This window comes from Hymenobacter monticola (genome assembly GCF_022811645.1).
Taxonomy (GTDB): Bacteria; Bacteroidota; Bacteroidia; order Cytophagales; family Hymenobacteraceae; genus Hymenobacter; species Hymenobacter monticola.
The window spans coordinates 1,176,950-1,203,244 of the sequence record NZ_CP094534.1 but is presented as its reverse complement, the minus strand read 5'-3'; the positions used below and the strand labels follow the sequence as shown (position 1 = coordinate 1,203,244).

Genomic DNA, 26,295 nt, shown 5'->3' with positions numbered 1-26,295 from the left:
AAAGGCAGAATGATAAAGAAAAAAAACCTGGAGGCGGCGCCACGGCCCGCGCCCGTCCCGGTGTTTGCCCGAACGGCACTTGCGCAAAATTCGTGCGAAGTTGGTGGTACTTACTTCACCACTTCCAGCCAGCCCCGGTAGCGGCGCCCGGCCGTGTCGCGCAACACGAGGTAATAGATGCCCGCTGGTACCCCGGCCGCGTTCCAGTCGTTGGCGTATTCTTCGGCCCGAAACACCTCCTGGCCCCAGCGCGAGTACACCCGCAGCTGCACCGGCAAGCAGGAAAAGCGCTGCTCAAAAAAGTCGTTCTGTCCGTCGGCGTTGGGGGTGATGATGTTGGGCACCAACGGGTCGGTAACCACCACGCTGCCGGCGGCGTCCACGTCCACAAAGTAGGCTTGGTCGTAGGTGCCGAGTCGGAAGTTCCGCCGGTTGTCGTGCAGCACAAAGGCGCAGGGCACGGCCGGCCGCTGGATGCGGCCGGCCGGTGGCGCCGTCGTAGCGCAGCACAATGGCGCCGGGCCGGGCGCCGGGCACCACCGCGAAGGCGTATTCCAGCCGCTGCCGGTCGTTTTCATACAGCGTCGCGTCGACGCCGGGACAGACGTCGGCGTAGTGCACCTGCCGGAAGCCCGGCACCCCCGTGGCCCAGCGGCTGGGGTCGGAGCCGAGGTAGTAGCTGCGGAGAACGGGCAGCTGCTTGGCCCCGCGCAGCGCTGCGGCCGTCGCGCCCTTAAAGCGCACGGCGTAGGCTTGGCCGCGGCCGGCGGTGGCGGCCGGCGCCCCGTGCTGCGGCCGGGCGGCCGAGTCGCGCAGGGAGTACACGAAGCCGGCCGGCTCGATGAACAGCGTGCCGCCGGGCAGCGGCGGGCCACTGGCCTTTGTTCTCATAAAAAGCCAGGGAGGCGCTGGCCGGTGGGTGGGGAGTGGCCATGCTGCTGCGGACGAGTCCACTGGCCAGCATGAGCAGCGCAAAAAGTAGAATTCGGCTCATGCCAATAAAGATGCTTGCGGTCCGGCATCGCCGCGGCCTTCGGCTGGGGCCGCTACCTTTGCGCGCTCTTTTTTAGTGCTGTGCGCCGCTCTTTCGCTTTCAAACTTACCTTGCTCACCTTGGGGTGGCTGCTGCTGGCCATTGGCTGCGAGCAGGTGCCCGCGGCGGCCTTCTGGCCGGTGGTGTTTGGGGCGCTCACCACGCCGGTGGCGCTGGGGTGCACGTTGCTGCTGGCCCTGTACTGGCTGCGGCGAAACTGGCGGGTGGCCGTGCTGCCCATTGCGGCGCTGGCCCTCACCTGGCCGCACGTGCAGCGCGGGCTGGCGCTGCACTTTGTGGCGCCCGAAATGCAGGGCGAAACCCCCGCCGAGGGCCGCCCCGTGCCGTTGCCGAAGGTGGCGCTGCCCCGCTCGCAGTTCTTCGCGGTGCACCCCAATGAGGTGTCGCTGCTGTCGGCCAACGTGCGTATTTTTAATGTGTATGCCCAGCTGCGCGAGCCCAACAATGCCTCCTCCACGGGGCTGATTCGCTGGCTGGCCACCAGCCCGGCCGACGTGCTGTGCCTGCAGGAGTTCTACAACGAGCCCCACGGCTCGCGCAACGACAAAGACATTTTCCGCGCCGAGGAATTTCTGGGGCGCAGCAGTGGGCGGCACTCGTTCGTGTCCGTCACGCTCACCAATAAGGTGGGTTCAGAGTTCGGGCTGGCCATTTTTTCGCGCTTTCCCATTGTGCGGCGCGGCACTATAACGTTTGGCAAAATCTCGCAGAACCACGCCATGTGGGCCGACGTGGTGCGCCCCGCCGCCCGCACCGGCCGCGGCCGCCCCGACACCATTCGCGTGTTTAACCTGCACCTGCAAAGCATGAGCATGGCCGACGCCGACATCGCGGCCGCCACCGAAAGCCGCGCCGGCCTGCGCCAGAAGGCGCCCAACCTGCTGCGCCGTTTCCGCAACGGGGCCGTGGCCCGCGGCACCCAAGTCGACACCGTGCTGGCCCGCGTGCGCCGCTCGCCCTACCCCGTGCTGCTGGCCGGCGACCTCAACGACCTGCCCTATTCCTACCCCTACGACCAGCTGGCCGACCACCTGCAAAACGCCTGGGCCACGGTGGGCCTGGGCATCGGGGCCACTTACAACGGCCGCCTGCCCGGCCTGCGCATCGACCAGCAGTTTGCTTCTAAGCAATGGGAAGTGCTGGGCTGCCAGGTGCACCGCGAAATGAAATGGAGCGACCATTTTCCGGTGGAGAGTCTGTACCGGTTGCGCCATTGAACGGGACTCCCCTCCTCAGATGAGGAGGGGAGTTTTTGCGCAGCAAAAACGGGGGTAGTTGATTCCGTTGAATGAAACCCGCACGCCCCGCAGTACTACCCCTACACTTTCGATGCACACCCACCGAACGGCTGGCCCACAAACCGCGTTAGCGCCTGTTCTGGCTTCGTTCAACCGGTTCAACCACCCCCGTTCTCGCCTTTGGCTCGAACATCCCCTCCTCATCTGAGGAGGGGAGTTTTCCTGCCGCTACCTTTGCACCATGTCGCTTTCGCTCTATAATACTCTCTCCCGCAAGAAAGAAGAATTCCAGCCCCTGCACGCGCCCCAGGTGGGCGTGTACCTGTGCGGCCCCACGGTGTATAGCGAAGCCCATTTGGGCAACGCCCGCGGCCCGGTGGTGTTCGACGTGCTGACGCGCTACCTGCGCCACCTGGGCTATCAGGTGCGCTACGTGCGCAACATCACCGACGTGGGCCACCTCGAAAGCGACGCCGATACCGGCGAGGACAAGATGGAAAAAGCCGCCCGCGCGGCCCGCATCGAGCCCATGCAGGTGGCCCAGCACTTCACCAACCGCTACCGCCAGCACATGCTGGGCCTGGGCTGCCTGCCGCCCGACATCGAGCCCCAGGCCAGCGGCCACATCATCGAGCAGATTCAGGTCATCGAGGAAATCATCAACAACGGCCTGGCCTACGAGGTCAACGGCTCGGTGTATTTCGACGTGCCCAAGTACAACGAGGAAGGCAAGCGCTACGGCAAGCTCTCGAACCGCAGCATTGAGGACCAGCTGGCCGGCACCCGCGCCAACCTGGAGGGCCAGAGCGAGAAACGCAGCCCGCTGGACTTTGCCCTGTGGAAAAAGGCCTCGCCCGAGCACATCATGCGCTGGCCTTCGCCCTGGGGCGAGGGCTTCCCCGGCTGGCACCTGGAGTGCTCGGCCATGAGCCGCAAGTACCTCGGCGACCTGAGCGACATCCACGGCGGCGGCCTCGACCTGATGTTTCCGCACCACGAGTGCGAGATTGCGCAAAGCCAGGGCAGCCACTCGCACACCGACGAGGCCCGCTTCTGGGTACACAACAACATGATAACCGTGAACGGCACCAAGATGAGCAAGAGCCTGGGCAACTTCGTGTTGCTGGGCGACATGTTCAAGGGCCCGACCGGGCCGCTGGCTTTCGGCTATTCGCCCATGGTGGTGCGCTTCTTCCTGCTGCAGGCCCACTACCGCTCGCCCGTGGACGTGAGCGACGACGCCCTGCAGGCCGCCCGCAAAGGCTACCGCAAGCTGATGAACGGCCTGCGCTTGGTGGAGCAGTGGATTGGTGGATTGGTGGATGAGCGGACGGGTGAAGTAGCGGCTGAAGAAGCCACAGCAACAACCCACCAGCCCGCCAACTCGCCAGCCCACCAATTGCTGGCGCTGGCCGCCAAGCCCGCCGAGTTTCTCAACGACGACCTGAACACGCCCCGCGCCGTGGCCGCGTTGTTCGACCTACTGAAGCGTTTCAACACGCTGGCTGCCAACCCCGCCGCGCTGGCCGAAGTGGGCCCTGCAGCATTGGCGCAGGCGGCCGGCACCTACCGCACCTTCGTGCAGGACGTGCTGGGCCTCAGCGACGAGCCCCGCGCCAACGTGGAAGAGTTGCTGGCCCTCACGCTGGGCTTCTACAGCGAAGCCAAAGCCGACAAGGCCTACGACAAAGTAGACCAGATTCGGGCCGCCCTCAAAGGCCAGGGCATCGTGATAAAAGACACCAAGGCCGGCGTGGAGTGGGCCTATAGTGAGGAGTAACTTTAGCACCAATTCATTAATCGAAACATTTGCCAGGCTCCCCCTCTCCTCCGGGAGAGGGGGCCGGGGGGTGAGGCCCACCGTCCGCGCCGCATTGCACGCCGCATGAACTTCCGCTCTCTTCGCCTTCCCTTGGCCGCGCTGGCCGGCCTGCTCGTTCTCACAGGCTGCCCGGACAAAACCAAAACCACCGAAACGGCCACCACCGATGCCCCGGCCGCGCCCAAACTGCCCAAGGCCCCCGTGTTCAATGCCGACTCGGCCTACGCCTTCACGGCCAAGCAGGTGAGCTTCGGGCCGCGCGTGCCCAACTCCAAGGCCCACGTGGCCTGCGGCGACTGGATAGTGCGCAAGATGAAGGGCTTCGGCCTGAAGGTGATGGAGCAGCCCTTCAGCGCGATGACGTTTGACGGCACCAACATCCGCTGCCGCAATATCATTGCGCAATACCAGCCCACGGCGGCGCGGCGCGTGGCCATCTTCGGCCACTGGGACACCCGGCCCTTCGCCGACAACGACAAAGACCCAAAGAAGAAAAACGCCCCCATGGATGGCGCCTCCGACGGCGCCAGCGCCGTGGCCGTGGCCATGGAAATGGCCCGCGTGCTCGGCCAGCAGCCCGATTCGCTGGCCCCCAATGTGGGCGTGGACTTCATCTTCTTCGACGCCGAAGACTGGGGCCACGACGACACCACCCAGCAGGACCTGAAAAACCAACTCGACGGCAGCGGCACCGACTCCTGGTGCCTGGGCTCGCAGTACTGGACCAAGAACCTGCTGCCCGCCAACTACAAGGCCGAGTACGGCGTGCTGCTGGATATGGTGGGTGCCAAGGGCGGCACCTTCACCCGCGAAGAAACCTCGCGCACCTACGCCCGCGGCCCGCTCGACAAAATCTGGAACACGGCCGCCACGCTGGGTTACTCCGACTTCTTCCTGTTTCAGGACACCGGCGGCATCACCGATGACCACGTGTACACTAACAAGGCCGGCATTCCGACGCTGGACATCTACGACCACCCCAGCTACGGCAACGACTACTTCCCGGCCTACCACCACGCCACCACCGACAACATGAGCATCATCGACCGCAAGACGCTCAAGGCCGTAGGCCAGACCATGACGCAGGTGCTGTACGTGGACTGAGCCAGCGTCTGCCCCGGTAGGACCGCCCTAGGCGGTCCTACCGGTCGAAGCAACCACGTTCCGATAAACAAAGATGACCGGTCGGACCGCCTAGGGCGGTCGGACCGGAGTGGCCGTCGCCCAGTCATCCGTGAAATAAGTAAGCAAAAAGGCCAGCTGGGCAACCAGCCGGCCTTTTTTTGTATCTATCAAGCTCATCCATTCCTTTCTCTTTCTTGAAACACCTCGCCATTCTCCTCACGCTGCTGGCTTTCTGCCTGCCCGCCGCCGCCCAGTCCAAGCTCAAAACCCAGGTCAGCCCCGTGTTCTACTTCCGGCAGCGGGCGGATGTGCAGCCCTACGCCGGCAAGCCCTACCGCCTCTCGGCCCGCATGAAGGTGGAGGCGCCCGCTGGCGACAGCGCCGATGCTAACGTTTTCGCCGTGACGTTTGATAAAAACAAGAAATACCTGAGCATGAGCAAGCCCGGCCAGATGCGGGCCAAGCGGCGCGACGGCCGGTGGCGCACCTTCGCCCTCACCGGCACGCTGCCCAAAACGGCCGCGCAGCTTACCATCAACGCCAACGTGTACCTCAACGGCACCTTTGGCTATGACGATTTTAAGCTGGAAGTAGCCAGCGGTAAAAACCAGTGGCAGTCTGTGCCGCTGCTCAACGGCGACTTTGAGGCCGCCCGTGCTGATAGTGCGAACGGCTTTCCCAACGGCTGGCGACCCCTGGCGCTCAACGATGCCTACCGCTACCGCGTGGCGCAGGAGCCGGCCGGCAACCACTTTCTCGAAATCACGGGCCAGGGCGTGGTGAACTACGGCCGCAACGCCGCCGCTGGCCACACCGTGGCCCTCAACGGCATCAAGCTCTACTACGAAACCTACGGCACCGGCGAGCCCTTGCTGCTGCTGCACGGCAACGGCCAGTCCATTTCGGCCTTCACCGCCCAGATTCCCGAACTGGCCAAGCACTACCAGGTCATTGCCGTGGATACCCGCGCCCAGGGCCAGAGCACCAACGGCAAGCAAACCCTCTCCTACGACCTCTTCGCCGACGACATGAGCGCGCTGCTGAAGGCGCTGAACATCCCGGCCGCCCACGTGGTGGGCTGGAGCGATGGCGGCAATACCGGCCTCAGCCTGGCCCTGCACCACCCCCAGCAGGTAAAAAAACTCGTGACCATGGGCGCCAACCTCTGGGCCGACACCCTGGCCGTAACGCCCGCCACCCTGAAAGAGGTGCACAAAGGCAAAACCCTGACCACCCTGCTCTACCCCGTCAACAAGCAGGCCCGCAAGGTGCGCCCGCTTATGACGCTGCTGCTCGACTACCCACGCATGAAGGCCACCGACTTGGCCGGCATATCGGCCCCCACGCTGGTGCTGGCCGGCGAGAAAGACCTGATTCAGCCGGCCCACACCCGCCTCATCGCCAGCAGCATTCCCAAGGGCGAGGTGAAGATATTGCCCAGCCTCACGCACTACGCCCCGCAGGAAGACCCGGCCGTGTTCAACGCGGCGGTGCTGGAATTCCTGGGCCGGCCGTAATCCAGCCACCCGCCACCAAGCTAAAAGGGCGGGTGGCCTACTCCACCGTCAGCCTCACCGCTTGGCCGGCGGCGCGCACCAGATACAGGCCCGCCGGCAGGCTGGCTACGTCGAGGGTGGCCGTGCCAGCCGGGGCGGGCACCGTGCGCACTACGCGACTCAAGGCGTCGAGCAGCTTGGCGGCGGTAGCGCCGGGCGGCAGCACCAGTTGCACCCGGCCGGTGGCGGGGTTGGGGAAGGCTTGGAGGGCGGCGGCCCTGGCGGCCCCGGCGGTGGCCAGCGGGGAGGCGGGGCCGTTGAGGCGCACGCTCACGCTGCTGGTGCCCGCGTGGGCGGTGAGCAGGTCGAGGTCGCCATCGGCGTCCACGTCGGCCAGGGCCAGGCCGACGCCGGGCTGCGGTAAGGCCACGGCACTGGCTGGCCCAAAGCTGCCGGTGCCGGTGTTCAGCAGCACGCTTGTGCCCACGCTGCCGGCGCCAGTGGCCAGCACATCGGGGCGGCCGTCGGCGTTCACGTCGCCCACGGCCAAGTCGGCGGGCGCGCTGCGCAGGGCCAGCTCGGTGCCGCCCCCAAAGCGGCCGGTGCCATCGTTCAGGCGCAGGCTCACGCTGCGGCTGCTGAGGTTGGGCGTGAGCAGGTCGAGGTCGCCGTCGGCATCCACGTCGGCCAGCGCCACGGTCTGGGGGGCGGTGCCCACGGTCACCAGCGTGCCGCTGCCAAAGCTGCCCGTGCCGTCGTTGCGGTGCACGCTCACCACGTTGCCCAGGGGGGCTGGCACCAGCAGGTCGAGGTCGCCGTCGGCGTCCACGTCGGCCAGCGCCAGCCGGCCGGGCTGTACGCCCGTGGCCACCTGCGAGCCCTGCACGAAGGCCCCCTGCCCGTTGTTGGTGCTCACGGTCACCGTGCCGTTGCGCAAGGCCAGCACCATGTCGAGGTCGCCGTCGGCGTCCACGTCGGCCAAGGCCAGGGATTGAACCGCCACCTGGAAGCCAAGCCCGAGCTGGTTGTTGACGAAGCTGCCGTTGGCGTTGCGGCGCACCACCACGTAGTAGCCACCCCCGCCCACCGACACCAGGTCGAGCTGGCCGTCGCCGTTCACGTCGGCCAGGTAGGCCGCCACCACGTTGCTGCCCATGCCCACCTCGGCGCCGGGCAAGAAGGTGCCGGTGCCGGTGTTGAGGTAGAGGCTGACGCCCGCCGACGAGTTCATGCCCACCACTAAGTCGAGGTCGCCGTCGTTGTCCACATCGCCGGCCACCACCGACGACACCGCCACCGGAAGCGGCAGGTCGCTGCCGCCGCCGAAGTTGCCCTGCCCGGTGCCCCCCACGGCCGCCGTGAACTGCTGCACGCGGGGCACGGCCAGGGCGCCGCTCACCGCGGCCGAAGCCGTGGTCAGGCTCACAAACACGGTTTCGCCGGGCTGGAAGCCGTAGGGCAGGGGCGCGTAGCTGACGGTATTGCCGACCAGCGTGGCCGCCCCTCCGGCCCGCTGGCCGCCCCGCTGGCTACTAAACACCTTGAGGGCCCCAGACGCTCCCCCGCCTACCGGCTGACTGAAGTTGGCCACCACCGGGGCGTTGCGCGCCACGCTGGTCCCGTTGGCCGGCGGCGTGAGGGACACGAGGGAGGGGGCCTGGGCGCTGGCCGGCACGGCCGGCAGCCACAGCAAGACGAAGGCGGCGGCGCGAGCCGGCCGGGAGTAGGGGTGTTGCATGGGAAAGGAGGCTAAGGATGAGACACTAAGCTACCTCTTTTCCCGCAGTAATGACGCCGGCCTTGCCCCGGCCGGCGCGCAATACGGCCCTGCCACAGTGGGGCCTCGGCGGGCGGGTGACCGTAGCGGGCGGCCACCCGGGCATGGCCCAACGCCTCGGCAGCTGTGACGGTGGCTTATTCTACCACTAGGCGCTGGGTGTGGGCCCCCGCCTTCACCAGGTAGAGGCCGGGGGCCAGGTCGGTGGGCAGCAGCAGGGTGGCCGCGCCCGTGGCGTTGGTGCGGGCGGCCAGCACCTGGCGGCCGGCGCTGTTGAACACACGCACCGGGGCATCGGGCTCGCGGCTGAGCACGCGGAACGAGCCGGCGGTGGGGTTGGGGTAGAGCTCCAGGGGCCCGGTGGTGGGGGCGGTGGGCTCCGGAGCCAGGTACTCGTTGAGGCGCACGCTCACCAGGCCGGCGCCGCTGAAGTTGGCGGCCACCAGGTCGAGGTCGCCGTCGCCGTCCACGTCGGCGGTGGCCACGCCGTAGGGGCTATGGCCCATGGGCAGGTGCAAAGGGGCGTCAAACCGGCCCGCGCCATCGTTGAAGCACACGCTCACCACGCTGTCGTTGGGGCACACCACCGCGGCGTCGGGGTGGCCGTCGCCGTTCAGGTCGCCGATGGTCATCCGCCAGCTGTTGAAGCCCAGGGGCACGTCCTGCCCCCCGCCAAAGTTGCCGGTGCCGTCGTTGAGGCGCACGCTCAGGGCCTGGCCGGCCTCGCTGTTGGCCAGCAGGTCCAGGTCGCCGTCGTGGTCCACGTCCACCAGGGCCACGTTGCGCGGGTCGCGGGCAATGGGCGTGGTGGTCAGGGGGCCAAAGGTGCCGCTGCCGTCGTTGCGAAACACGTCGGCCGTGGCCCCGAAACTGTCGAGCGCCACCAGGTCTACGTCGCCGTCCTGGTCCACGTCGCCCAGAGCAACGCCGTCGCCCTGGCCGGTGGTGGGCAGGTCTTGGGTGCCGGAAAAGGCGCCGGTTCCGTCGTTCATGCGCACGCTCACGGTGCGTACGCCGCCGTTGGCAATGGCCAGGTCGAGGTCGCCGTCGCCGTCGAGGTCGGCCACGGCCAAGGCCAGGGGCAGCGCGCCGGCGGAGGCACTGCGGGCATTGCCGAAGCCGCCCCGCCCGTCATTGAGGCTCACGGTTACGTTCTGGCTCAGGAAGTTTACGGCCAGCAGGTCGAGCCAACCGTCGCCGTTCACGTCGGCCAGCACCAAGGCCGAGGGGTTGTACCCGCCCGACACGCGCTGCCCGCCGCCGAAGTGGCCCTTGCCGTCGTTGAGGCGCAGCAGCACGTCGACGGAGCCGGCCATGCACACAAACAGGTCGAGGTCGCCGTCGTTGTCGGCGTCGCCCAGGGCCACGTTGTAGGGGGTGCCGTCTACCCAGGTGGTGGCGGTGGGGCCGAAGTGGCCGTTGCCGGGGCCCGAAACGGCCGCCGTGAACCGGCCCACCCACGGCCGGGCCAAGGCCGCGCCGCCCGTGCTGGTGGCGGCCCGCGTCACGGTGTACTGCACTTCCTCGCCGGGCAGGTAGGGCCGGGGCCCGGGCGCAAAGCTGAGGGCGGGGCCCAGCACCGCCGCGGGCGTGGTGCCCCGCGTGCGCAGGCCGCCGCGCTGGTTGCCGTACACCCGCAGCGCCCCCGCCGAAGCGGCCGTGAGCGGCTGGCTGAACGTGACGGTGAGGGCCCCGGTGCGGGGCAGGGCGGCGGTGTTGGCCGCCGGGCTCAGGCCGATGATGGTGGGCGCCTGGGCACTGGCCGGGCCCGCCGCGGCCAGCAGGGCGCCGGCCGCCAGCAAGCGCATATTTAGAAGAGTAGAAAGGGCCATATGCAGCAGGTAAAAGAAGCAGGGAAACCCAAAGCTACAATCCGCACGCGGCCTAGGTAACGCGGTGAGGCCGTCGCAAGCCTGCGCCAGGTACTGACCATTTGGGCCGCCACGACGGAAGGAAACCGATGCTTTCGCCCAGGCGCTTAGGCCGTCAGCCGGCCCCCTGCGTCGTCCACCGTCAGGGTCACGGTCTGGCCCACCACCAGGGCCAGGTTGTCGGCCTCGTGGCCTACGGGGAAGTTGTAGGCCACCGGGAAGTCGTACATCCGGGCGTAGCGGTCGATGATTTCCTCGGCCGTGACGCCGAAGGGAATGGCGTTGTCGCGCATTTGGGAGAAGTGGCCCACCACCAGCCCGGCCAGGCCGGCCAGCTGCCCGGAGCGGTGCAGGTGCAGCATCATGCGGTCGACGTGGTAGAGGTACTCGTCCAAGTCTTCCAGAAACAGGATGCGACCCGCGAAGCCTGCCTGCGAGGCCGTGCCCGTGATGGTTTGGAGCAGGCTGAGGTTGCCGCCCACCAGTGCGCCGGTGGCGGTGCCCGGCCGGTTGAGGACGTGGGCCGGCGCGGCGATGGGCTGAAAGGCTTCGCCGAACAACGCCCGGCGCAGGGTTTCCAGCGCCAGCTCGCCGTCTTCCTGGTGAAACAGCACCGGCATCACGCCGTGGATGCTGGCGTAGCCCAAGGCCAGCAAGTGGCTGTTGAGCACGGTGACGTCGGAGAAGCCGGCCACCCACTTGGGCGCGGCCCGGAAGGCGGTGAAGTCGAGCCCGTCCACGATGCGGGCGGTGCCGTAGCCGCCCCGCGCGCAGAGGATGGCGCGGATGGTGGGGTCATCGAGCTGGCGCTGGAAGTCGGCGCGGCGCAGGTCGTCATTGCCGGCAAACTGGTGGAAGTCGCCGGCAATGCTCTCGCCGAGCACCACTTCGAAGCCCCAGCTTTCGAGGGTGGCAATGGCGGGCGCCAGCTCGGCGGCCGAGATTTTGCGGGCGGGCGACACAAGGGCCACGCGCTGGCCGGCTTGAAGGGCGGGAGGGAAATGGACGGACATGGGGAAATGGATTGATAGAGGTAGGGGCGGGGCGGGCCCCCACCCGGACGTTGGCGCCCTTACAACGAGGTCGTTCAACAACGGGCGGGGGCAGGCCCAGGCCCTGGGTGGTGCGGGCGACGCGGCTGCAAATAACGCATGCCGTACCTTCGAAACGGGGGCTCCACCCGCTGCCCAACCCTGCGCCCCGTTTCTACGTCAGCCCATTGGCTCAATCTGTTTCTTCAATCTAACCTGCATTTCTATGAAGGCTTCTTTACTATGGGTATTGCTGCTGGTGCTGGGCACCTGGCAGCGGGCCGCGGCCCAAGCGCCCCTTGACACCACTAACGGGCGCTTCTTTCAGCCGGTGTTTCCGAACGTGACCGTGACGCCGAACGTGGTCTACGGCTCGGCCGTGAACTACCTGGGCGGCACCCAAACCCTGCTGATGGACATCTACCAGCCCACCGGCGACGCCAGCCCCGAGCGGCCGGTCATCATTTTTGCCCACGGCGGCGGCTTCGTGGCGGGCTCGCGCACCGACGCCTACATGGTGAAGGTGTGCACCCAGTTTGCGAAACTGGGCTACGTCACGGCCAGCATTGAGTACCGGCTGGGCTTCCCCATCACCGGCTTCCCGCCGCCCGCCCGCGACACCGTGGGCGTGGCGCAGGCCGCCATCCGGGGCATGCAGGATTTGCGCGCGGCCGTGCGCTTTTTCCGGGCCGACGCGGCCGGCGCCAACCTGTACCGCGCCAGCGCCAGCCGCATCGCGGTGGGCGGTTCGTCGGCCGGGGCCTTTGCGGCGCTGGAAGTGGGCTACCTCGACAAGGCCAGCGAGGTGCCCGCCTACGTGGGCCTAGCCGCGCTGGGCGGCATCGAGGGAACCAGCGGCAACCCGGGCTACAACAGCTTCCCGCTGGCCGTGCTCAACCTGAGCGGGGCCACTGAGCAGCCCGGCGTCATCGAGCCCGGCAACGCGCCTCTCTACAGCGCCCACGGCACTTCCGACGCCACTGTGCCTTACCTGCAAGGCCGGGTGGGCTCACTGCTGCCGCCCAAGTACGTGTACGGCAGCGGCCGCCTCAACCCCTACGCCACCAGCATTGGCGTGCCCAACCAGCTGCGCCGCTTCAGCAAGGCCGGGCACGTGCCCTTCGAGAGCACCAGCGCCGCCGGCCTGGCTTATGCCGACACGGTGTACCGCGACATGCGCGCCTTCCTGCGCCCGCTGTTGGCGCCCTTCGCGACGGCGCTGCCTAGCCTGGTTATCAACACTAATCAGTTCGTGCCCGGGGGCTCTTACCAGGACATTACTATCAACAGCGGCACGGCCACGCTCAGCGGCAACGTGACGGTGTACGGCACGTTGGTGGTGCGCGGCCAGAGCGGCCAAGCAGCCGGCACCCTGAACACCAGCTGCTTCGTGGTAGATGGACCCGGCAATTTCGACCTGCAGGCCGGCGCCATGCTGCGCATCTGCGACCCCGACGGCATCAGCGCCAGCGGCGCCACGGGTGCCATTCGCAACACGGGCGCGCGCACCTTCAGCCCCGATGCCAGCTACGCTTACACCGGCACCGGCAACCAAATCACCGGTTTGGGCCTGCCCGTTCAGGTGCGCGAGTTTGAGGTGAACGTGCCCGTCCCCTTCACCGTGCAGCTGACCAGAGACTTAAGCATCAGTCAGCGTTTCCTGCCCACCAGCGGGCACGTACTCAACAGCCGGGCGCTGGTGCTGCTATCGGGCCCCACGGGCACGGCCCTGGCCACGCCCGGCGCGGCCACGCTGCGGAGCAGCCTTTCGTTTCAGCGCTACCTCGACCCCCGCGTGAACTCCGGCCTGGGCTACCGCCACTTGGCCTTGCCGTTTGATTTTGGGGGCCTGACAAGCGTGAATGCGCCCGCCTTCACGCCCGAGTTCAACCCGGCCTATAACACCGCCGCCCGGCCCGATTTGGTAACGCCCTTCCCCAACGTTTACGTTTACGACCAGTCCCGGGCCCTCACCTCGCCGGCCACCAGCTACTCGGAGTTCGACAAGGGCTGGGCCGTGCCCGTGGCTCCCGGCGGCTCCCTCACCGGCTTCGACCGCGGCCGGGGCTTCATCCTGAACATCACCGCCGGCCAGACGCTGGACCTGAACGGCCCCCTCACCCGCAACAACGAAGACATTGCCGTGACGCTGGCCCCGGCCGCCACGCCCACCGCCGGCTGGCACCTGGTCGGTAACCCCTTTGCCTCGGCCATGAGCTGGGATGCCGTGCCCGTGCCCAGTGGCATGAGCGGTGCGATGTACATCTTCGTGAGCACCGCCCAGTACGCCGGCAACTACCGCACCTACGTGAACGGTATGGGCAGCGTGGGAGCCACCATTCCACTGGGGCAGGGGTTCTTTGTGCGTTCCTTAAGCGCGTCGCCTGTCACGCTCACCATGCCCGTGAGCGCCCGCATCACCAACTTTAATGTTGCTAACACGGCCACGGTACAGCGCTCCACTGCCGATACCCGGCCGCAGCTGCGCCTCACGCTGGCCGCCGCGGCCACCCCGGCCGCTGCCGACGAGGCCTACCTGTACCAGCAAGCCGGCGCCACCAGCGGCGTCGATGCCGCCTTCGATGCCGTCAAGCTGTCCAACCCCAGCGGCCTGAACCTGTCCACCGTGGCCGCCGGCCAGCCGCTGGCCATCAACGGCCTGCCGATGGTGGGGGCACCCACCACCATCCCGCTCGCCGTGGACGTGCCCAGCCCGGGCGCCTACGTGCTCACGGCCGACCAGCTAGCCAACTATGCCCCCGGCGCCTTCGCTTTGACCGATGGGCTGACGGGCACCCGCACGCCCCTGGCCGCCGGCACCCGCTACGCCTTCACGCTGGCCGGCACCACGGCCCCCGGCCGCTTCGCCCTGGAGCTGAGCGCGGCCGGTGTGCTGGCTGCCTCGCCCGCGCAGGCCCTGGCCGCCGGGCTGCAGGTGTGGCCGAACCCGGCCTCGGGCAGCTTCCAAGTGGCGTTGCCGCTGCCGGCCGGGGCCGCTGCACCGGTGGTGGCTGAGTTAACGAACGTTCTGGGCCAGACGGTGCGTCGCCTCCAGCTGGCAACGGCCGGCCAGCAGTTGGCTGGTGAGGTGAGCGTGCGCGGCCTGGCGCCGGGCGTGTACCAGCTGCACCTCACGGTGGCCGGCACGGCGCTGGTGCGCCGCGTGGTGGTGGAATAAACCCTTGTCAATGACGTAATTTGTAACCTTATGAAATTCATTCTCCGCATCCTGCTGTTGCTGCTGGCCGCCGTGCCGGCCGCCCGGGCCCAGACGTTCATCGACACCACCGGCGGGCGCTACTACCGGCCCATTTTTCCGAACGTGACCGTGACGTCGAACGTCACCTACGGCTCGGCCACCACCTACACCGGCAGCACCCAGGCGCTGACCATGGACGTGTACCAGCCCACCGGCGACGTGCTGGCCCGGCGCCCGGTCATCATCTTTGCCCACCAGGGCGGCTTCATCACGGGCTCCAAGACCGATGCTTACATGGTGAACGTGTGCACCCAGCTGGCCCGGCTGGGCTACGTCACGGCCAGCATCGAGTACCGCCTGGGCTTCCCCATCACCGGCTTTCCGCCGCCTGCTGCCGACACGGTGGGCGTGGCCCAGGCGGCCATTCGCGGCATGCAGGACATGCGCGCCGCCGTGCGCTTTTTCCGCCGCGACGCGGCCACCACGAATACCTACCGCATTCAGCCCAGCTACATTGTGGTGGGCGGCTCGTCGGCTGGCGCCTTCATGGCCCTCTCGGCAGGCTATATTGACAAAGCCACGGAAGTGCCTGCTTATGTGGGCCTCAACAGCCTGGGCGGCATCGAGGGCAACAGCGGCAACCCCGGTTACAGCAGCGCCGTGCTGGCCGTGCTCAACTTGAGCGGGGCCACCGAGCAGCCCAGCGTCATCGAGGCCGGCAACGCGCCCCTGCTGAGCGTGCACGGCACTTCTGATGGCACCGTGCCCTACCTGCAGGGCCGGGTGGGCTCGCTGCTGCCGCCCAAGTACGTGTACGGCAGTGGGCGCCTGCATCCGCGCGCCACGCAGGTGGGCATCCGCAGCACGCTGGTGCGCCTCTCGCGCGCCGGCCACATTCCCTTCGAAAGCAACACGGCTTACGCCGATACCACCTTCCGCGCCATCCGTGACTTCCTGCGGCCGGCACTGGCCCAGGCCGGTACCACGCTGGCCGCCCGCTCCGTGGCTACTACCCAGCCCGCCGCCCAAGCCTACCCCAACCCAGCTGACGCGGCCATTCGCATCCAGCTGCCCGAGGCCTGGGTGAACCTGACCGAAGCCCAGCTGCTGGACGCCGCCGGCCGCGTGGTGCGCACCATCAACCCGGTCAGCACTCGCGACCTCTCCGTGCTACGCGGTTCGCTCAAGGCGGGGATTTACTTATTGAAATTCCCTGGGCAAGTGCCCGTGCGTATCGAGTTCAAGTAGGGAGTACCCGTAAGCACGTGTACCCCGAAGCTCCTGCTTCGGCTCGCGTTGAACAGTTGATGTTCTGCCGAGCCGAAGCAGGAGCTTCGGGGTACACGTGCTTTTACGCCCAACCAGTTGCCGCCTTTTCGGTTACCAGCGCGGTTACGCGCGCCTCGCCCACGCGGGCCACAAACACGCCGTTGGCTCGCAGCTCGCGGCGCCAGGCCCACAACTGCTGCACCGCCACTGGACCGGTGGCGTAAGCGCCGCCCGCTTCGGTGGAAGCTAGGGCCTCAGTGGGCAGCTCCAGCCAGGTCAGCACCTCGCGCAGCACGCCGGCGTCGGGGTGGCTCACGTAGGCGTCCAGTTCCAGGCCGTGAGTGAGTTGCACGGCGGGCGCAGCGGCCTGTTTGGCGTATTGGTAGCGCAGGCCGCGCCGCAGGCCCAGCACATCGGCCAGCACGGCCGAGCCGGTGGGGTGCCCGCCCGCGCCGCGCCCTTGCAAGAATTGCGTGCCGGCGAATTCCGCATCTAGCACCACGGCGTTGAACTCCCGCTCCACCCCGTAGAGCGGTGATTCCGGCCCCACTAGCTGCGGCGTCACCAGGGCCGTGAGGTGGCCGCTGGGCAGGCGGCTGAGGCTGGCCACTACTTTGATTTTCTGCCCCTGCGACGCTGCATAAGCAATATCAGCCGCTGAGATGCCTTCAATGCCCAGGTTCAGTACGGCGTCAGATTCCAAGAAAACACCGTAGGCGTGAGCGGCCAGAAGCACGGCCTTGGAGCGAGGGTCGAAGGCGCCCATGTCCAGGGCCGGGTCGGTTTCGGCGAAGCCCTGCAACTGGGCTTCGGCTAGGGCCGCCGCGTAATCCGAGCCGTCCTCGCTCATGCGCGTCAGCACGTAGTTAGAGGAGCCGTTGAAGATGCCGCTGAGGGCGTGCAGCGGCTCGTGGCTGAAATACTGGTCGAGTGTGCGCACCACCGGAATGCTGCCGCACACGGCTGCCTCATACAGCAGCGTGCCGCCAAACTCGGCCTGCAGCTGCACCAGCTCGGGCAGGTGGCGAGCCAGCATGGCCTTGTTGGCCGTGGCCACGCGGCGGCTCTGGCGCAGGGCCGTGCTCACCAGCCGAAATGCCTCGGCTGCGTCGTCGATGACTTCGACCAGCACATCCACTGCCGGGTCAGCCAGCAGCTCATCGGCGTGGTAAGTGAAGTGATGGGCCGGCAGCGGGCGCGGCTTGTCGGGCGTTTTCACGGCAATGCGCGTCACGGCCAAGTTCAGTTCTGGCTGCCGTTGCACGATGTCGTAGAAACCCTGTCCCACGCAGCCAAACCCAATCAGGCCGATGCGCAATGGGTTCTTTTCATTCATCTTAAGTAACGTTAAATTTGCTTGGGGGGTAGCTGCAGTGCACGCCCCGCTCTTGTGCTCAAGCAAATAGTTTTGTGCTGGGCACTTAGCTTTTGTGCTGACTGACCTCGCTTTGTGCTTAATAGCTTCGCTTTGTGCTCAAAAAGCCTGTTTCTGGCTCAGTCAGGTATTCTTCTTTACAATCCAACTAATGCCCAAGAGTCTCGTTGCTCAGTGCACGAACGTGGGCGCGTAGAACCGTTCCAGAAAGTGCGTAATGGCCCCGGTTTCCAGCAAGAAGCCGTCGTGCCCATAGCGGGAGTCCAACTCGGCGTACATAGCTCCGGGGATGTGCGCGGCCAGCTCCCGCTGTTCACTTAGCGGAAATAGCACGTCGGACGTGATGCCCAGCACCAGCGTACGGGCGCCAATGCGGCGCAGCGCCTTCGCCACGCCGCCCCGGCCCCGGCCCAGGTTGTGCGAGTCCATGCTGTGGCTCAGGGCCACGTAGCTGTAGGCGTCGAAGCGGGCCACTAGCTTGTCGCCCTGGTAGCGCTGGTAGGAGCTGGCGCGGTGCTCGCGCGGCAGCTCGTCATCGTCGGGGTCGGTCTGGGTTTCGGCGTAGGCCGAATAGCTGCGGTAGCTGAGCAGGGCCATGGCGCGGGCGGCGCGCAGGCCCTCGTCGCCCCCGCCGGGCTGGCCGGCCGCGTAAGTCGGGTCGGCCTCAATGGCCAGCCGCTGCGCCTCGTTGAAGGCGATGCCCCAGGCCGAATGCCGCGCGTTGGTGGCAATAACCACCAAATGGTCGAACAAATCGGGCCGCTGCACGGCCCATTCCAGCGCCTGCTGCCCACCCAACGAGCCGCCAATAAGCGTGTGAATGTCGGTCAGCTCCAGGTCCTGCCGCAGCAGCTCATGGGCCTTCACCAAATCACGAATAGTGAGCCGCGGAAAGTGCTGGTAACGCGGCTGCCCGGTGGCAGGGTCAGGGTCGCGCGGGCTGGTGCTGCCGTAGCAGGAGCCCTGCACGTTGGCGCAGATGATGAACCACTCGGCGGGGTCGTAGTAGCAGCCCGGGCCCACCAGGCCGGGCCACCAGGTCAGCACGTCGGCGTTGGCCGTGAGGGCGTGACACACCCACACCACGTTGTCGCGGTCCTCGTTGAGCTGGCCCCAGGTGCGGTAGGCTACGCGGGCATCTTCTAAGGTCTCTCCGCTTTCAAGAGGCAGGCTGGGGATGTAAAAAAACTGTTCTGACATGGGTTCTAACAACTAAAAGCAGCAGTAGAATCGGCGCACGAGGCCCACCATCGGTATCTCACCCCCATACTTCCTCCAACTGTAAATCAGGAAAGTCGGTGAGCCCGTGGGCCGATTCTACCGCTGCCAAATACCTAGGCCGCCAGCGAGGCTGGCGCCGGCCCACCAGAGGTGGCCCGCCAGCGGCAGTTTTTTAGTGATTAATGGTTAACGGTTAGTGGTCAATGGCCTTTTGGAACCAACTAACCGTTAATCACTAACAATTACACTTCCAGCGGCTGGGCGTGCTCCAACTCGGGTTCGTCTACTTCATCACCCTCAGTGGGCTGGGTCGCAGTGTTGCCCACAGCATCGAATGCCGCTTGCAAGTCGGCTTTAATGTCCTCGAAGTGCTCGATGCCGACCGAGAGGCGCAGCGAGGTGGGCGTGACGCCAGCCGCTAGCTGCTCGGCCTCGCTCAGCTGCTGGTGCGTGGTGGCCGAGGGCTGAATGATGAGCGTCTTGGCGTCGCCCACGTTGGCCAGGTGGCTGATGAGCTTCAGGTTGTCGATGAATTGCGTGGCTGTTTCCTTGCTGCCCTTGATGCGGAAACTCAGCACGCCACCGAAGCCGCGCTTCAGGTATTTCTGCGCCAGGCGGTGGTAGGGGCTGCTGGCCAGGCCGGGGTAGTTCACGCTTTCTACCTGCGGGTGCTGCTCCAGCCAGGTGGCAATTTTCAGGGCGTTTTCCACGGTGCGGTCCACGCGCAAGCTCAGGGTTTCGAGGCCTTGCAGCAGCTGGAAGGCGTTGAAGGGGCTCTGCGAGGGGCCGAAGTCGCGCAGGCCCTCCACCCGGGCCCGGATGATGAAGGCGATGTTGCCGAACGGCCCGCCCTTGCCGAATACGTCATTGAAAACCAGTCCGTGGTACCCCTCGCTGGGCTCGGTGAACTGCGGAAATTTGCCGTTGCCGAAGTCGTAGGTGCCGCCGTCCACAATCACGCCGCCGATGCTGGTGCCGTGCCCGCCAATCCACTTGGTGGCCGACTCTACCACGATGTGCGCGCCGTGCTCCAGGGGCCGGAACAGGTAGCCGCCCGCGCCGAAGGTGTTGTCCACAATCAGCGGCAGGTCATACCGGTTGGCGATGGCGGCAATGGCCTCAAAATCGGGAATGCTGAAGCTGGGGTTGCCAATGGTTTCGAGGTAAATGGCCTTGGTTTTCTCGTCAATCAACTCCTCAAAAGAGGCCGGGTTGTCGCCATCGGCAAAGCGCACCTCGATGCCCAAGCGCTTGAATGCCACCTTGAACTGGTTGTAGGTGCCGCCGTATAGGAAGGCCGTGCTTACAAAATTGTCGCCGGCCTGCAGGATGTTGTTCAGGGCAATAAACTGAGCTGCCTGGCCTGAGCTGGTGGCCAGGGCCGCCACGCCGCCTTCGAGCGCCGCCACGCGCTGCTCAAACACGTCGGTGGTGGGGTTCATCAGGCGGGTGTAAATATTGCCGAACTCATTCAGGGCAAAGAGGTTGGCGCCGTGCTCGGCATTCTTGAACACGTAGCTGGTGGTTTGGTAAATGGGCACGGCGCGCGAGCCGGTGGTGGGGTCGGGCTGCTGGCCGGCGTGGAGTTGCAGCGTTTCGAAGTGCAGGGAGGGAGCGGACATGATGCGGTTGCGTTTGGGGGATTGAAAACCCGTAATGATGAATTGTTTGGATTTGCCAAAATGCTTTGGGTAAGCGCTTTATGACGTAATAATCCCCCGAATAGCCCGTGTTGAAGCGGCGGCCCGAACCCAGCCGCGCGAGCCCAAAAGGGCGCGCGCCGGCCGTGGCAAGCCACCAGAAAATCCAGAAAGGAGGGGAGGGGGAGCCTAAGCTGAAATCAGCTTAGCAACAACACGGGCAGCAACAGCACATTCGCATTCGTGCCGGGCGCGTGGCGTGGAGCTGGCCGGCAAGGGCCAAAACAGAAAAACCCGAAACCACGGCGCGGAAAGCAGCCGGAGCAGTCGGGTTCAAGAAAGCGGATTCAGCGGAGTATTCCATGGCACTCGAATCATATGCCCCAAGGTGGCCGAAGCCGCCGTGGGTAGGAATTGGCACCTTTCGCAGAGGATGGTTGCCAGCGGGTCAGGGAGCCTAGTCTCTCGCCGCTTCTGTATAAAACTTGAAACTTCCCGCCGTTAGCAGGGAGTACCGCGTTGGTAGGGCAAATGTACGGGAGAAATTTTTGGATGGGCAATGCGAAAAGCGAAAAATATTTTTCGCTGGCTCAAGCCAGCTGTCATCCTGAGCGCAGCGAAGGACCTCCTCACGTCAAAGCTTCCTGACGTGAGAAGGTCCTTCGCTGCGCTCAGGATGGCAGTTGGTTATGATTAATATAAACGCAAAAAAGCCACCCTGAAACAGAGTGGCTTTTCTCACCTTTTTTCTGCAAAAAAGTACCTAGAGACTAGGTATCGTCAACACCTGGCCCACTTCGATGTGGTCAGGGTTTGCGCCGATTGTGGCCTTGTTGGCCTCATATATCTGATGCCACTTGGCGGCGTCGCCGTAGTGGTTTTTGGCAATTTTAGAAAGCGAGTCACCGCTCACCACGGTGTACGAGTCGCCGGTCGTAGCCGGTTGGGCGTCGGCGGCGTTTCCGAAAAAATCAGTGCCGCCAGCAGCCGGTTTCGCTGCGGGCTCTACGGGTTTTTGCTCGCCTTTGTCGCTGAGAAAATCAAAGAGTCCCATGGATTAGTTCAGTAAGATGGAGAAAAATTGTGGAGTAGCCGACGTGCGAGCCAGCTAACAGGGCCCATATACGGGCCGGTCCCGGCGGGGTTTCGCATTAAACTCTTTTGCTTAGCCGCCGTAAGCCGACGAGTTTGCAACCGCAGACCACCTCATTCTTTCACCATTTTTTTTGTGCTCATGAAACCTCAGTCTCTGTTTTCGCTCCGTTATGTGGCCAGCTTGCTGTTGCTGCTGTCCTTGTTCGTTACCGCCTGCGGCAACGACAAAGGAAAGGTAGAAGGCGTGAATATGCTATACGGTACCGATAGCAAAGTTTGGAAAACCGCCAAAGAAACCGATGCTACCGGCGACAAAGTAAAGCAAACCGACGCGCAGAAAGACCAGCAGCTGCACGTTTTTGCCAACGGCAACTACACCATGACCGACGGAGCCGCCGGCGCTGTGTCGGGCAAATACACCTTCGACCAGGCTGCTAAAACCATCTCTTTCACCCCCGAAGGCAGCTCCACGTCGAACCAGTTTGCAGTAGAAACCCTCACCGACGACAAGCTCACGCTGAAGTCGGCCGACGGCGCCACTCTGATGCTGGAAAAGGAATAAACTTGGCGTTTGCTGATGATAAAAAAGCCCCGAGCCATTGCGGTTCGGGGCTTTTTGTTTGAACGATACGCTCGGCTTGACGGGCTGTTTTACAACGCTGCGGGCCGCTTGCCAAACACCCGCGCCACCCAGCGCGGCAGGAAAATCAGGCCCAGCACCAGGTAGAGGTAATAGGTCACGATGCGGTAGAGTAGCACCACGAAGCTCGTCATGGTAGCCGTGCCGATGAACTTGCCGAAAAAAGTGGGAAACGCGCCCTCCGCAATGCCCGCGCCGCCCGGCGTGATGGCCACCAGCAAAATGACTTTGTAGGTGATGTTGCGGGCAAAAATGAACAGGAAGGTGCCCGTGTCCATGGGCACGAAGGCGGCGATGAGGCAGCCGATGATGGCGTAGCGGGCCGTCCAGACGAAGGCCGTGCTCACGCCCGCCCGCCACCAGTAGGCCGGGCCGGCCCCGCGCAGCTGCTGCGAGGCGCGCACCAGCTCCTGCCCGTGGCGGTAGGCCGGGCGGCGCCAGCGCCGCAGCAGCCGGAACGAAAACAGCCGCACCAGCAGCCGGCGTACCGACTTCGGATTGACAAAAATGGCGTACAGCATCAGCCCCGCGTAGAGCGTTACGAACAGGTAGCTCACCCCAAACGCCACCCGCAGCGTGGCCACGAAGCCGGTTTGCAGGGCCTCGTGGGGGTAGAGCCCGGCGCCCGCGATGAGCACTACCAGCGGCACCATCACCACGTAATAGAGGTTGTCGAGTAGGGCCGTCACCATGATGTATGCCAGCCCCTTGCCCAGCGGAATGCCTTCTTTTTCGAGAATAAAAGGGGCCGCCCCCGTGCCACCCTGGCCCGAGGGCAGCACGCAGGAGGCAAATTCCCAAATCATAATCACATCAAGCGCCTGCCGGTAAGTGAGCTCGGTTTCGGCAATGTGGCGGATGCGGTAGATGTAGCCCAGGTCGCGGGCGGCCAGCACCAGCACGGCCGCCAGCAGCCAGCGCCAGTCGGCGTGGGCCAGCGGGGCCAGCTCGCCGGGCTTGTAGCTGTGCCAGAACAGGTAGCCCACCACCAGCAGCCCCAACACCACCGGCAGGATGAGGCGCGAGGGCCGCAGCCGCTGCAGGAAGTGCGCATCGTCGGCGTCGGCGGGCGGGGTGGCGGGGAGCTGGTCGGTCATCAGGCAGGAAAGTAGCAGCTGAACAAAAGTAGAGGCTGCCCTGTCGGGCGCCGCGTTAAAAATCAATTAAGAGCAACACTGGCAGATAAAAAGAACGTCATGCTGCGGTTAGCGCAACATGACGTTCTTTTTATCTGCTTTCAGGAAGCTACTGGCTACGGCCGGCCGCCGGGGCTGCCCGCCGGCACAGTGCCGTTGGGGGTAGCCGTGCCTTGCGAGGGCACGTTGGCCGGCGAGTTGAGCGGGTTGCCCACTGGCGCGGCTGGCTGGCGGCCCGTCGAGTCGGCGGGCTGGGCCGTGGGGCGCTGCATGTTGGGGAAGCCGGCGGGGCGCTGGCCGTTCATGGGAGCGCCGGTGCTGTCGGCCGGGGTTTTGCCCGAGGTGCTGTCGCTGGCCGTGCCGCGCTGCTGGCCGCCGGGGAAGCCGGCGGGCCGTTGGCCGTTGCCATTGGCCGGGGCGCCGGGGTAGGCGCCGGCCGGGCGTTGGCCCGGAGCTGCACCGCCGGGCGCTCCGCCGGGCCGCTGGCCGCCGCTAGGGCGTCCGCCTTGGCCGCCACCGCCACCGGTATCGCCACCGCCGCTGATGTCGCCGCCACCGCCGCCGTCGCCTTTCAGGTCGTCGTTGTTGATGCTCTTGCCGCGGCGCGTGGGGCCGGCCGTGAGCTTGCCGATGCGATAGCTGAAGTTCACCTGGAAGCTCAGGTTGTGCAGCACGGTGGTGCTGGTTTGGTCCAGCAGCGGGCTGCTTATCGTGTTGCGGATGTTGATGGAGTTGGTGAAGAAGTTCTGGGCGCCAATGCCAAAGCTGCCTTTCTTATCGGCAAAGTCGCGCCGCACGCTCAGGCCGTAGAAGCCAAAGCCGCTTTGCTCGCCCTGCAGCTGCACCTGCCGCCCGCGGTAGAAACCGAAGGCCTGCACGGCCAGCACATCGGTAAACTTGTAGCTGCCGAACAAGCGGCCGCTGGCCACGAAGCCTTCGTTGCTGGCGTTGTAGAGCCGGTCCGACACGTTGTTGTTCAGCACGGCGTAGTAGGTATCGATGCCGCTGTTCAGGTTGAACTTGCCGCTGTTGAGGCTGGCGAAGATGCTGCCGCCGTAAGCGTCTTCGCGGCCAATGTTGTCGAAGGTGATAATCTGCACCCCCGTGGCCACGTTGTTGATGATTTCCGGCCGCCGCACCGACTGAATCGAACCGGTGGTGTTGCGGGCAAAGGCCGAGAAGTTCAGGTTTACCTTTTTCAGAAACAGCGTGCTGTAGCCCAGCTCGTAGTTGTTCGTGTACTCGGGCTCTAGCTTGGGGTTGCCCTCGCTGATAATGAGCGGGTTTGACTGCTGCCGGTTCGGGTTCAGGAATTGCAGCGAGGGACGCTGGATGCGCCGGTTGTAGGCCAGCTTCACCACGTTGCCGTTGGCGAGCTTGCGCGAGAGGTTCACGCTGGGCACCAGCACGCCGTAGTCGGGAATGGCCACCGCATTGCCGTCCTTGAAGTCGGCCGTGATGGTGGTGTACTCGTAACGCACACCGGGCTTCAGGGTGAAGCCTTTAGCCAGGCCGATGGTGTAGGCTGCGTAGCCGGCGGCCACGTTCTGGCGGTAGTTGAAGCCGTTGTTCAGCCCCACGCCCACGCGGGGCACGTAGGCGCCGTTTTCGCCCTGGGCCACGAGGTAGCTGTAGTCGCTGTTCACGCGACGCAGAATGTCCTTGGCGCCAAATTCCAGCACCTGCGTCTTGCCGATGGGGGATTGGTAATCAGCCTGCACCGTGAATTCCTCGTTGGAACTGGGGTTGTCGTTGCGCAGGCGGCTGGCCGTGCTGAAATCCGAATTCAGCACGGTGTTCGTGAAGTCGTTCGTGCGGTCGTTGCGGCTATACAGCGTCAGGATGCTGAATTCCTGCTGCGGCTTCTCGAAGGTGTGGGTGTAGTTCAGGCTGGCATCCACCGTGCCCGAGTTGTCCACCACGCTCACGTCGCGCACCGAGTTGTTTTGCGGCAGGCTGGAAATCGTGGTCAGGCGGCTCTGGTCGTTGTTGGAGCGGCGCGCGCCGTACGAGAGCGAGGCCTGCAGCGAGTTGTGCTTGTTGATGTCGTAGTCCCAGCCCAGCACCGAGCGGCCGAAGCCCTGGTTCTGTTTGGTACTGGCCGACTGCGAGGTGGTCGACAGCACGTTGTCGTAGCCGTCCTTCACCGTTTGCCGGTTCGAGAAGCTGCCCGGAATGTTGTAGCCCGCCCGGCCGCCGGCATTGAGCGTGAAGCCCATCTTGCCGGTGCGCAGGCTGCCGTTCAGGTTTAGGTTGCTGCTGCGCGTGCCCACGCTGGCGTCGATGCCCAGCGTGCCGCCGCTCAGGTTGTTGGTTTTGGTGATGATGTTGATGATGCCGCCCGAGCCTTCGGCGTCGTACTTGGCCGAGGGCGAGGTGATGACTTCCACCGACTTAATCTGCTCGGCCGGAATCTGGCGCAAAGCGTCGGCAATGCTGGTGGCGGCAATGGCCGAGGGCTTGTTGTTGATGAGCACCCGGATATTGCTGGAGCCGCGCAGGCTCACGTTGCCGTCCAGGTCCACGCTCAGCAGCGGCACGCGCTTGAGCACGTCGGTGGCGTCGCCGCCGCGGGCCGTCTGGTCGTTTTCGGCGTTGTACACGGTGCGGTCCACCCGCTCCTCAATCAGCGGCTTTTGGGCCACCACCACTACTTCGCCCAGCTTCTGGGCCGAGGTAGCCAGGGCCACCGCGCCCAGGCTCGTGGTGTTGCCGGCCGTGACTATCACGCCCGCTTTGTCCTCGTTTTTATAGCCCAGAAAGCTGACCTGGACGGTGTAAGTGCCGGCCGGGATGCCCGCCAGCACAAATTTGCCGTCGTCGCCTGCCACCCCGCCGTTCACGGGGCTGCCGGCCGCATCGAGCACCGCCACCGTAGCGTACGACACCGGTTTACCCGTCGCCGCATCGGTCACGGTGCCGGAAATGCGGCCCGTGGCCGCGCGTGGCGCTGCGGTGGCCGGGGCGCCGGCCGGCCGGGCGCCCGCCCCCGGGGTTTGTTGGGCCGAAACCGCGTGAGAGGCGCCCAACAGGGCCGTAAACAGGACGGCCGTGGCCGGTACATTTCGTTTCATACAATGCATAACGGCCAAAGTGCCGTAGAGGGGGCCGGAGGTTGCATCCAGCGGCTTTCTTTTTGAAATAATGTCAAAATTGCCTGTCATCCTGAGCGCAGCGAAGGACCTTATCAAGCTTGAACGACTATTGTTCATCAGTGATAAGGTCCTTCGCTGCGCTCAGGATGACAGCGCGGATTCGATACGCAAAGGTCCCCCCGAAGGCCAGCGGGATATTCAAAAACTAGAT

19 protein-coding genes and 1 riboswitch are annotated in these 26,295 nt (G+C 65.4%); of the genes, 8 read left to right on the top strand and 11 right to left on the bottom strand.

Translation table 11 applies throughout. The features are described 5' to 3' along the window. Window positions 1-110: 110 nt before the first annotated feature. Window positions 111-344: a T9SS type B sorting domain-containing protein gene (locus MTP16_RS05165; RefSeq protein ID WP_243516491.1), complete on the bottom strand. Its 234-nt coding sequence runs from the start codon at window positions 342-344 to the stop codon at window positions 111-113. Beyond that, window positions 295-891, bottom strand: coding sequence for a DUF7948 domain-containing protein (locus MTP16_RS05160; RefSeq protein ID WP_243516490.1), 597 nt, complete (start codon window positions 889-891; stop codon window positions 295-297). Before MTP16_RS05160 ends, MTP16_RS05165 begins: the two co-directional genes overlap by 50 nt. Before the next feature lie 183 nt (window positions 892-1,074). On the opposite strand from MTP16_RS05160, the gene MTP16_RS05155 reads away from it, so the two are divergent. The 4 genes from MTP16_RS05155 (at window position 1,075) to MTP16_RS05140 (ending at window position 6,756) form a co-directional block, all read left to right on the top strand. Next, the gene (locus MTP16_RS05155) at window positions 1,075-2,271 is read left to right on the top strand and encodes an endonuclease/exonuclease/phosphatase family protein (protein WP_243516489.1); all 1,197 of its coding nucleotides are present in this window, start codon (window positions 1,075-1,077) and stop codon (window positions 2,269-2,271) included. A gap of 262 nt (window positions 2,272-2,533) precedes the next feature. After that, the gene (gene cysS, locus MTP16_RS05150) at window positions 2,534-4,072 is read left to right on the top strand and encodes a cysteine--tRNA ligase (protein WP_243516488.1); all 1,539 of its coding nucleotides are present in this window, start codon (window positions 2,534-2,536) and stop codon (window positions 4,070-4,072) included. A 105-nt stretch (window positions 4,073-4,177) separates the two neighbouring features. Further along, entirely contained in the window at window positions 4,178-5,218 is a 1,041-nt protein-coding gene (locus MTP16_RS05145; protein WP_243516487.1) for a M28 family peptidase, read from the top strand. Window positions 5,219-5,433: 215 nt separating this feature from the next. Continuing rightward, complete coding sequence (locus tag MTP16_RS05140) at window positions 5,434-6,756, top strand: alpha/beta fold hydrolase (RefSeq protein WP_243516486.1); 1,323 nt, start codon at window positions 5,434-5,436, stop codon at window positions 6,754-6,756. A gap of 37 nt (window positions 6,757-6,793) precedes the next feature. Here MTP16_RS05140 and MTP16_RS05135 read toward each other — a convergent pair whose 3' ends face one another. Then, the gene (locus MTP16_RS05135) at window positions 6,794-8,473 is read right to left on the bottom strand and encodes an FG-GAP-like repeat-containing protein (RefSeq protein ID WP_243516484.1); all 1,680 of its coding nucleotides are present in this window, start codon (window positions 8,471-8,473) and stop codon (window positions 6,794-6,796) included. A gap of 50 nt (window positions 8,474-8,523) precedes the next feature. On the opposite strand from MTP16_RS05135, the gene MTP16_RS05130 reads away from it, so the two are divergent. Next, entirely contained in the window at window positions 8,524-8,664 is a 141-nt protein-coding gene (locus MTP16_RS05130; RefSeq protein WP_243516483.1) for a hypothetical protein, read from the top strand. On the opposite strand, the gene MTP16_RS05125 is transcribed toward MTP16_RS05130, so the two are convergent. Both MTP16_RS05125 and MTP16_RS05120 read right to left on the bottom strand, forming a co-directional pair. Then, a complete protein-coding gene (locus MTP16_RS05125; protein ID WP_243516482.1) occupies window positions 8,650-10,344 on the bottom strand; it encodes an FG-GAP-like repeat-containing protein in 1,695 nt (564 codons plus the stop codon). The two genes, MTP16_RS05130 and MTP16_RS05125, sit on opposite strands and share 15 nt — an antisense overlap. A 146-nt stretch (window positions 10,345-10,490) precedes the next feature. Beyond that, window positions 10,491-11,396 (bottom strand): S66 peptidase family protein, encoded by a 906-nt coding sequence (locus MTP16_RS05120; RefSeq protein WP_243516481.1) that lies wholly within the window; start codon window positions 11,394-11,396, stop codon window positions 10,491-10,493. Window positions 11,397-11,640: 244 nt separating this feature from the next. Here MTP16_RS05120 and MTP16_RS05115 point away from each other — a divergent pair, with 244 nt between their 5' ends. Then, on the top strand, window positions 11,641-14,592 hold the full coding sequence (locus MTP16_RS05115) for an alpha/beta hydrolase fold domain-containing protein (protein ID WP_243516480.1): 2,952 nt from the start codon (window positions 11,641-11,643) through the stop codon (window positions 14,590-14,592). A gap of 30 nt (window positions 14,593-14,622) precedes the next feature. Continuing rightward, on the top strand, window positions 14,623-15,861 hold the full coding sequence (locus MTP16_RS05110; RefSeq protein WP_243516479.1) for an alpha/beta hydrolase fold domain-containing protein: 1,239 nt from the start codon (window positions 14,623-14,625) through the stop codon (window positions 15,859-15,861). Between the two features lie 103 nt (window positions 15,862-15,964). On the opposite strand, the gene MTP16_RS05105 is transcribed toward MTP16_RS05110, so the two are convergent. The 4 genes from MTP16_RS05105 to MTP16_RS05090 form a co-directional block, all read right to left on the bottom strand. Next, window positions 15,965-17,218: a homoserine dehydrogenase gene (locus tag MTP16_RS05105; protein WP_243516477.1), complete on the bottom strand. Its 1,254-nt coding sequence runs from the start codon at window positions 17,216-17,218 to the stop codon at window positions 15,965-15,967. Between the two features lie 210 nt (window positions 17,219-17,428). Then, window positions 17,429-18,457, bottom strand: a complete 1,029-nt coding sequence (gene metX, locus MTP16_RS05100) for a homoserine O-acetyltransferase MetX (protein ID WP_243516475.1) — start codon at window positions 18,455-18,457, stop codon at window positions 17,429-17,431. A gap of 263 nt (window positions 18,458-18,720) precedes the next feature. Continuing rightward, on the bottom strand, window positions 18,721-20,100 hold the full coding sequence (locus tag MTP16_RS05095) for an O-acetylhomoserine aminocarboxypropyltransferase/cysteine synthase family protein (protein ID WP_243516473.1): 1,380 nt from the start codon (window positions 20,098-20,100) through the stop codon (window positions 18,721-18,723). 389 nt (window positions 20,101-20,489) lie between these two features. Further along, window positions 20,490-20,603, bottom strand: a riboswitch (SAM riboswitch). A gap of 278 nt (window positions 20,604-20,881) precedes the next feature. Further along, the gene (locus MTP16_RS05090) at window positions 20,882-21,172 is read right to left on the bottom strand and encodes a LysM peptidoglycan-binding domain-containing protein (RefSeq protein ID WP_243516471.1); all 291 of its coding nucleotides are present in this window, start codon (window positions 21,170-21,172) and stop codon (window positions 20,882-20,884) included. A 180-nt stretch (window positions 21,173-21,352) separates the two neighbouring features. Here MTP16_RS05090 and MTP16_RS05085 point away from each other — a divergent pair, with 180 nt between their 5' ends. Further along, complete coding sequence (locus MTP16_RS05085; RefSeq protein WP_243516469.1) at window positions 21,353-21,775, top strand: hypothetical protein; 423 nt, start codon at window positions 21,353-21,355, stop codon at window positions 21,773-21,775. Window positions 21,776-21,864: 89 nt separating this feature from the next. On the opposite strand, the gene MTP16_RS05080 is transcribed toward MTP16_RS05085, so the two are convergent. Both MTP16_RS05080 and MTP16_RS05075 read right to left on the bottom strand, forming a co-directional pair. Then, the gene (locus tag MTP16_RS05080) at window positions 21,865-22,950 is read right to left on the bottom strand and encodes a lysylphosphatidylglycerol synthase transmembrane domain-containing protein (RefSeq protein WP_243516468.1); all 1,086 of its coding nucleotides are present in this window, start codon (window positions 22,948-22,950) and stop codon (window positions 21,865-21,867) included. A 155-nt stretch (window positions 22,951-23,105) separates the two neighbouring features. Continuing rightward, complete coding sequence (locus MTP16_RS05075) at window positions 23,106-26,063, bottom strand: TonB-dependent receptor domain-containing protein (RefSeq protein WP_243516466.1); 2,958 nt, start codon at window positions 26,061-26,063, stop codon at window positions 23,106-23,108. Window positions 26,064-26,295 lie beyond the last annotated feature (232 nt).